This window comes from Sedimentitalea xiamensis (assembly GCF_030164465.1).
Taxonomy (GTDB): domain Bacteria; phylum Pseudomonadota; class Alphaproteobacteria; order Rhodobacterales; family Rhodobacteraceae; genus Sedimentitalea; species Sedimentitalea xiamensis.
On record NZ_JASNJE010000025.1, the window covers coordinates 59,075 to 67,141 of the forward strand.

General features: G+C 58.8%; 6 protein-coding genes. 5 read left to right on the forward strand and 1 reads right to left on the reverse strand.

All coding sequences use genetic code 11. The annotated features are described in order from the left end of the window. The first annotated feature begins 45 nt into the window (after positions 1-45). The 5 genes from QO034_RS17250 to QO034_RS17270 all read left to right on the forward strand — a co-directional run bounded on the left by QO034_RS17250 (position 46) and on the right by QO034_RS17270 (position 6,868). Entirely contained in the window at positions 46-2,511 is a 2,466-nt protein-coding gene (locus QO034_RS17250) for a tetratricopeptide repeat protein (protein ID WP_284486773.1), read from the forward strand. Positions 2,512-2,593: 82 nt separating this feature from the next. Further along, positions 2,594-4,192 carry a VPLPA-CTERM-specific exosortase XrtD gene (xrtD, locus tag QO034_RS17255; RefSeq protein WP_284486774.1) on the forward strand — a complete coding sequence of 533 codons (1,599 nt, stop codon included), beginning with the start codon at positions 2,594-2,596 and terminating at the stop codon, positions 4,190-4,192. 353 nt (positions 4,193-4,545) lie between these two features. Next, positions 4,546-4,968, forward strand: coding sequence for a glycosyltransferase family protein (locus QO034_RS17260; protein ID WP_284486775.1), 423 nt, complete (start codon positions 4,546-4,548; stop codon positions 4,966-4,968). After that, positions 4,965-5,471 carry a glycosyltransferase gene (locus QO034_RS17265; protein ID WP_284486776.1) on the forward strand — a complete coding sequence of 169 codons (507 nt, stop codon included), beginning with the start codon at positions 4,965-4,967 and terminating at the stop codon, positions 5,469-5,471. Before QO034_RS17260 ends, QO034_RS17265 begins: the two co-directional genes overlap by 4 nt. Positions 5,472-5,530: 59 nt before the next feature. Then, positions 5,531-6,868, forward strand: a complete 1,338-nt coding sequence (locus QO034_RS17270; RefSeq protein WP_284486777.1) for a nucleotide sugar dehydrogenase — start codon at positions 5,531-5,533, stop codon at positions 6,866-6,868. Positions 6,869-6,871: 3 nt separating this feature from the next. Here the strand turns inward: QO034_RS17270 and QO034_RS17275 are convergent, their stop codons facing one another. Beyond that, positions 6,872-7,663, reverse strand: a complete 792-nt coding sequence (locus QO034_RS17275; RefSeq protein ID WP_284486778.1) for a polysaccharide pyruvyl transferase family protein — start codon at positions 7,661-7,663, stop codon at positions 6,872-6,874. Between the last annotated feature and the right edge of the window lie 404 nt (positions 7,664-8,067).

Below are 8,067 nucleotides of genomic sequence, written 5' to 3' on the forward strand. Positions count from 1 at the left end.
TGTAGCGGCAAAATGTATGGGATCGGCATGGTGGAGAGTAGTCCAGTGAACCGTTTGCAATCGCAACTCGGGCGAATATCGCTCGCAATCGTTCTTGTCGTCGGGCTCGGCCTGACCGCAGCCTGCGATACTGCGGAAGAGCGCGCGGAAAATCATTACCAGACCGGATTGCAGCTCCTGGAAGAAGGCGAGATCGATCGCGCCCTGGTCGAATTCCGGAACGTGTTCAAGCTGAACGGGGAACATGAAGGCGCACGCGCCACCTATGCGCGCGTCCAGCGCGAACGCGGTCAGTCCCAGGAAGCCTACGGGCAGTATCTCCGGCTGGTCGAACAATACCCGGACAATCTTGAAGGTCGCCGCGCGCTTGCGGAAATGGCCGTTCAGGCGCGCGACTGGGACGAGGCGGAACGGCATGTGTCCAAAGCCATCGAACTGGACCCGGATGACGTTCTGATCCAGTCCATCGACAATGCGGTCAACTATTTCCATGCCGTAAGGGACAAGGATGAACCGGCGCAGGAAGCGGCCATTATCAAGGCGCAAGCTCTGGTTGAGCAAGACAAAGGCCTGACCAGTGCGCGCGAGATACTGCTGGATGACCTGCTCAGAAAACAGGACTGGTATGCCGCGCTCGACGTGATCGACGAAGGTCTGGCCGCCGATCCAGCGAACCGGGAACTCCATCGCCTGCGCCTGGGCATCTTGCAGCAAACCGGCGACTTCGACGCCGTGCAGAAGCAATTGCGCGACTTGATGGAACAATTTCCGGAAGAGCGCCGGGATTACAAGCAGGCCCTAGTTCGCGTTTTCGTCGCCCAGGGCGAGATAGACGAAGCCGAAGAGTTCCTGCGGGAAGAAGCCCGCCGCGACGATGCGAAAACGGAAGACAAGGCTCTTCTGATCGGTTTTCTCGAACAGGTGCGCGGCCGCGAAGCCGCGCTCGAAGAAGTCGACAACCAGATCCAGGCCGGCGGCGACGATCTCGCGCGGTTCCGGGCCATGCGGGCAAAGCTCAACTTCGAACTCGGCAATACTGAGATTGCCATCGAAGAGATGGAAGGTTTGACCAAGGGCGCCGAGCGGAACGCAGAAACACGCGCTTTCGAAGTGGACCTGGCCAGAATGCTTTTCAGGGACAAGAATGCCGTTGGCGCGCGCGCCCTGATCGAACAGGTTCTCGCCGAAGACGGCTCCCAGCCTGATGCAATCAAGCTCAAGGCCAACTGGCTGATCGAAGATGACGAGACCGGTGATGCAATCGTAATGCTGCGGGCCGCGCTGAACCAGTCCCCGGAAGATTCCGAGCTGATGGCCCTGATGGCCAAGGCCTACGAACGCGAGGGAAACAAGGACCTCAGGGTCGAGATGCTGTCCCTGGCGGCACAGGCTTCGGGCAACGCGCCTGCCGATTCCATGCGCTATGCCAGTGCCTTGGTGGCGGATGAAAAACTGGTGGCCGCCGAAGGCGTCCTGATCGATTCTTTGCGGCTCAACCCGCAGAATGTCGCCCTGCTGAGCATGTTGGGCAACATCTACGCCCAGATGGAAGATTGGGGCAGAACCGAAAGCGTCATTGACGCGCTGAACAAGCTTCAGGGCCCCGAAGCGGCGGCGCAGGCGGCGGCTTTGACGACAAGAAAGCTGGCGCAACAGGACCGCGGCGAAGACCTTGCCGCCATGCTGGAAGGGATGACTGACGACCCGACCATGGGCAGGAACGCGGAAATCGCACTGCTCCGCACCCGGCTTGCGAATGACGGACCGGAAGCCGCGAACGCCTATCTGGACGAGCTGCTGGCGGAATCTCCAGACGATCCCGCCCTGCGCTTCATAAAGGCGGGTTTCTTGACCGATCTGAACAAACCCGATGAAGCCGAAGCCATCTTTCGCGATCTGATCTCCGAAGATCCGAACCGGTCGAATGTCTGGATCGCCTATTACCGTCTCAAGCTGCAAAGCGGTGATATCCAAGGCGCGCGCGACGTACTGAAGGAAAGCCTGAAAGCCCTGCCCGAAAACGCCACCCTGCTTTGGGCGAAGGCCGGCGAACTGGAACGGGATGGCGACGTGGAAGGCGCTATCGCCATATACGAAGACATGTACACGCGAAACTCCAACTCCCTTGTGATCGCCAACAATCTCGCCAGTCTCTTGGCGACCCACCGAACGGATGCTGAAAGCCTGCAACGGGCCTACACTGTTTCCCGCAGATTGCGGGACAGCGAGGTTCCCGCGTTTCAGGACACATTCGGCTGGATCCTGTTCCGGCGCGGCAGCCATGAGTCGGCTCTGGACTACCTGACCGCTGCGGCGCTCGGCCTGCCCAACGATGTAACGGTTCAGTATCACCTGGCGGTCAATCTCGCCGCCCTGGCGCGGAACAAGGAAGCCCTGGCCCAGTTCAACAAGGTCGCAGACATGATCGATCAGGCCAACCCGCCGGAATTCGCGGACGAAGTAGCAGCGGAGATCGCACGCCTGGGAGGCGCGGCGCCGGCAAATGACTGACCGTTCATCCATTTCATGGATATCGAACTGCCGGATACAACCGACTGCCGCGATCCGGGGCACCTGACCTGAAGGACCAGACATGTCGATCGAAGACACGTACAAGACCCCCACTGCGGCCCTCCCGGCATTCAATGCAACGGGACTGACCTTGTTCGTGCTGCTTTTGGCGGCTTCGGTTCCGATCTTCTGGATCGGTTTCGTTTCCCTCGCCGCGGCATGGTCGACACCGGAATACAGTCACGGCCCTCTCATCCCATTGATTTCACTGTATCTGTTCCTCAGGGAACTGCGTCAGGCCGCGCTCCCGGATCCGAATGTGACGGACAGGTGGCCGGGCGTTCTGGTCATTGTCTTTGCGCTGCTGATAGCGGTTCTCGGAAACCTGACCCGCATCCCGGACATCGTCACCTACGCGATGATCATCTGGGTCGGCGGAGTGGTTCTGACGATCTTTGGGTGGAAACGCGGTATCACGCATCAATTGGGCGTGGTTCACCTGGTTTTCATGCTGCCTTTGCCGCAGTTTATTTATTGGAAGCTGACGATTTTCCTGCAGGGCGTCTCTTCGGAAATCGGTGTCTGGTTTGTCAGCTTGGCAGGTGTTTCCGTCTATCTCGAAGGCAACGTGATCGACCTGGGAGTCTACAAGCTTCAGGTGGCCGAAGCCTGTTCCGGGCTGCGGTATCTCTTCCCGATCCTGTCCTTTTCCTATCTGTTCGCCATCCTGTATCGCGGGCCGATGTGGCACAAAGCTGTCTTGTTGCTATCCGCGGCGCCGTTGACCGTGTTCATGAACTCGGTCCGCATCGGCATCATCGGTATTCTCGTGGACAGATACGGCATCGAACAGGCCGAAGGATTCCTGCATTTTTTCGAAGGCTGGGTCATCTTCCTGTCCTGTATCGGCATTCTTTTCATCATGGCCATTACCCTGCAGAGGCTGACGCCGAACCCGATGCCCCTGCGGGAGGTGATCGATCTGGATTTTGAAGGGTTCGGAAAGATTTTCGCGCGCATTCTGACCATCCACCCCTCGGTTGCGATGGCAGCCGGCGTTGCAGTCACTGGGGCGGTGTCGGCCGCCTGGCTCTGGGCCGGAGATCCCGAAACACAGAAAATGGATCGCGAGCCTTTTGCCTTGTTCCCGTCGAGAATCGAACAGTGGTCGGGTTCGACCCACAGGCTCGACGCCGACATCGAGGCGGTCCTTGGGGCCACCGACTATCTAAATGCCACCTATGTGAAACCCGGTGTCATCGAGACCGTCAACGTTTTCGTTGCCTATTACGACAAGCAAACCGAAGGCAGCGGGATTCATTCGCCGGAAATCTGTCTGCCGGTTGGGGGATGGGAGGTCTTCAGCCTCGAACCCCATAAGGTCGATATGACCGATGCCGGCTACGGGGTGTTCGAACTGAACCGGGCGGTCATCCAGAAGGGCCTGTCCAAGCAACTGGTCTACTACTGGTTCGAACAACGCAACAAGCGCATAATCAACGATTTCAAGGCGAAGGCGACGGTTGTCATGGACAGTCTTACCATGGGCCGAAGCGACGGCGCACTGGTCCGCTTCGTCACCCCCATAAACTTCGAGGAATCCGAAGCAGATGCGGACGCCCGCCTGACGCGATTCATGGAATTGAGCCTGCCGCAGATGCCACGGTTCGTTCCATTTTGATCCAACGGGCTTGCATTGAAACAGGTTCAGCACCGTATCCCCCAGAAGGCCCGATTGTCCGGAACGACGTTGCGCAGCGATGCGTCCGCCCGCGGGGCCTGTCCGGTTCGGTTCGGCCGTGCCGGAACGCGATCCGGGACTGCGTTCAACAGGCGCTGTCAGCGTTTCAAGCGGTCGCGGAAGGATCGGTCACGTTCCATGGTTCTGTTTCGATCCGGGCTGTTCTTCCATCCGATTGATCTTCACATCAAGCAACCGGATCCGACCGCATTCCCGACCATCGAGGCCTTCACTTGAGCAGCGATCTTCATGTCCTGGCTGTCGCTTCCGCTGGCGGGCACTGGATTCAACTTATGCGCCTGCGACCGTCCTGGGCGGGTTTGAAAGTCACATATGTGACCACGGACGCCGGGCTGAAATCCGTGCTTGAACAGGATGCCAAGGACACGGGTGACGAAGTTGCCGGATTTCATGCCGTGGTGGACGCCAATCTGAACGCCAAGTTCCAGTTGCTGCGACAACTCCTCCAACTTGTTGCTGTCTTCCGGCGAAGCAGGCCCGATGTGGTCATAACCACTGGTGCCGCTCCGGGGTATTTCGCGGTTCGGCTCGGCCGCCTGTTCGGTGCCCGCACCATATGGATCGACAGCATTGCCAATGCCGACGAACTGTCCCTGTCCGGCAAACGGCTGAAAAACCACGCAGATGTCTGGCTGACCCAGTGGGAACACCTGGAGCGCCCGGAAGGGCCGGTTTTTCTGGGGTCCGTGATATGATATTCCTGACAATCGGCACGCAAGGTCCATTTGACCGTTTGGTTCTGGCCGTCGATGCATGGTGCAAGACCAAAGGCCGCGGCGCCGAGATCTTCGGCCAGATCGCCCGGCCCAAACCCGGTTGTGAGCCAAACCATTTTGACTGGGTCGAACGGCTCGACCCGGCAGAATTCAACCGGCGGTTCGCCGAAGCGTCGCTGATCATTTCACATGCCGGGATGGGAACGATCATCTCAGCACTTGAGGCAGGAAAACAGATCGTCGTCATGCCGCGCCGGTTCGACCTCGGGGAACATCGAAACGACCACCAAATTGCGACGGTCAATCAGTTGAGCACACGTCCCGGCGTATTCGTGGCCCGTGACGAAACCGAACTGGGCGCACGGATCGATCAGGCATTGGCGGCTACGCGTTCGGCGGGTCCTCCGAAATTATCCAGATTCGCGGATCCTCGGTTTACATCGGCGCTCCGCAAACTGATCTTGCAGCCGGACGAACAGTAGATCCCAACGTCCAGCCTTATGGCCTGAACCGGCCGGACCCAAAAAGCGAGAACCCAGACTTGAGAACCAGAGCATCTCGTGACCTGATCGAAAAGCTGCGCTCCGGCAATGCGCGGATCGGCGTCATTGGTCTCGGCTATGTCGGGCTGCCTCTGGCGGTAACCTGCGCCAAGCGCGGGCTGGCAACGACCGGATTTGACATCGACCCAGCCAAGATGCTCAAGCTCGATGCCTTGGACAGCTATATCGAAGCCGTCGACAGCCAGGATATTTCGCAGTTGCACCGCGCGGGAACCCTGGACTGGACCACGGATTTCGGACGACTGGCGGCCATGGACATCATCGTGATCTGTGTCCCGACGCCACTCTCCAGGACACGGGACCCCGACCTGTCCTTCGTCATTGGGACCACCGAGACGATTGCCGCTCATATCACAGCGAATACGCTCGTCGTGCTCGAATCCACGACTTATCCGGGCACGACAGTCGAGATCGTCAAGCCGGTCCTGGAGAAATCAGGGCTGGTTTGCGGGCAAGACATCTTCGTCGGATTTTCTCCGGAACGCGAAGATCCGGGCAACGCCAACTATCGGACCGCCACGATTCCCAAGATCGTTGCCGGCGATGGCGCGGATGCGCTGGAAGTGATGACAGCGTTCTACGAAATCGCGGTGGACAGCGTTATTCCGGTGTCGAACACCCAAACCGCCGAAGCGGTAAAGATCACGGAGAACATCTTTCGCGCCGTCAATATCGCGCTGGTCAACGAATTGAAAGTCGTTTTCGATGCCATGGGCATCGACATCTGGGAAGTCATCGACGGGGCGGCCACCAAGCCGTTCGGTTTCATGCCATTCTACCCCGGTCCGGGACTGGGCGGCCATTGCATCCCGATTGATCCCTTTTATCTGACGTGGAAGGCGCGCGAATTCGACCTTTCGACCCGGTTCATCGAACTGGCGGGCGAGATAAACTCCGCCATGCCGCACTATGTGGTGGACCGTCTGCGCAGGGCGCTGGATCGGTCCGCCGGGATCGGACTCAGCAGATCGAGAATCCTGATCATCGGCATTGCCTACAAGAAGAACGTTTCGGACATGCGCGAAAGCCCGTCGGTCAGATTGATGGACCTGCTGATGAAAGAAGGGGCGAACGTCGACTTTCTCGACCCCCATGTCCCCGAGATTCCGGCCATGCGCGAGTATCCGCACCTGAAAGGCAAACGGAGCATTGACCCCAGAACCCTGGCTGAGTCCGGCCATGATGCAATCCTGATCTCGACCGATCACGACGCCATCGACTACGCCGCGCTGATCGATCTTGGCGTTCCGATCATCGACACACGCAACGCGATCGAAAGACGGAACCTGCCCGGCGATCACGTCGTCAAGGCCTGAGCGTCAGCGCCGCGCCACCTGTTCCATGACCTCGCCGACGGCGGTTTCATAGCGTTGAAGTTTCGCCAGATCCAGGTCCAACGCGCGCAACATGTCCTCTTTCAGCGCGTCACGCCGTTCATAGGCCGAAAAAACGCTGGCAAGAATTGCGTCGTTGCTATCCGAAGTGCAATCGACAGTCTGCTCGTAACCCAGGCTTCCGAACAAGCCCGCGAACTTGCGGCTGTAGGCCATCGGCACCACCGGCACGCCAGAGGAAAACGCGGCAATACAGGCGTGCATCCGGGCCCCAAGGAAAAAATCCATCCCCGCGATGTAGCTCTTGGCCTCGGATGGCGATTTGAACGCCGGTGCCACGACGACGCCGTCAAATTCCGCGGCCAGATCGACAGAGGCCTGATAGTCGTCTTCGACTGCCCCGCGATGATGCGAAATGACATGCGGCACAAGATGCACCTCGCAGTCATCCGGATGGGCGAGGAAGCCGGAAATGATATCCCGTGTGAGCTTTGGATAATCAGCCGCCAAGCCGAACTGGTTCGCCCCCGTATATCCGCCATTCATCAGCAAACCCGAAACATTCAGGCCAATCTCTTTGGGACCATTCGGCGCAGGTGCCATTGGGGCTTTGTAAGGCAGTTTGAGCGCGACATCGCTGGCCTCGGCGATCTCTGTCCTGATCCCCAGGCCACGCAGATAGTCGGTCGACATGGTATCGCGGGTCGCAACGACGGCGCTGCGTGAAATGACCGGGATCGACGCCCTGGCCCATTTCTTCTGTTTGAACGGCCCCATTGTCTGCGGCCCAAAACCAGGGGCCGACGCGCAAGGATCGCGCGATATTTCAGGGCAAGCAGACGAAACAGCCGTCTGCCGCCATAGATGTCGGAAAAGCTGTCCCCGCCACCGATGTCGATCACCATGTCGGCGTCGCGATAGATTTTATACACACCCGCAAGGTTCCGTAGTTCACGCATTTCCCGAATGTCGACGGAATGGTCAGAAACATAGGGTTTTCGCGGATCCTTTGAATCGATGACCACGATCTCAAGATCGAGTTTCCTGTCCTTTGCAATCTCCTAGGCGGCGTCTGCATTTAAGGGATTCCCAAATCGCCTCCGGTTTGATTCGAGATCGAAAACGGGAGGCGATCTTGGGCCGGCGGACATTGACGGACAGGCAGTGGGCGATCATCGCGC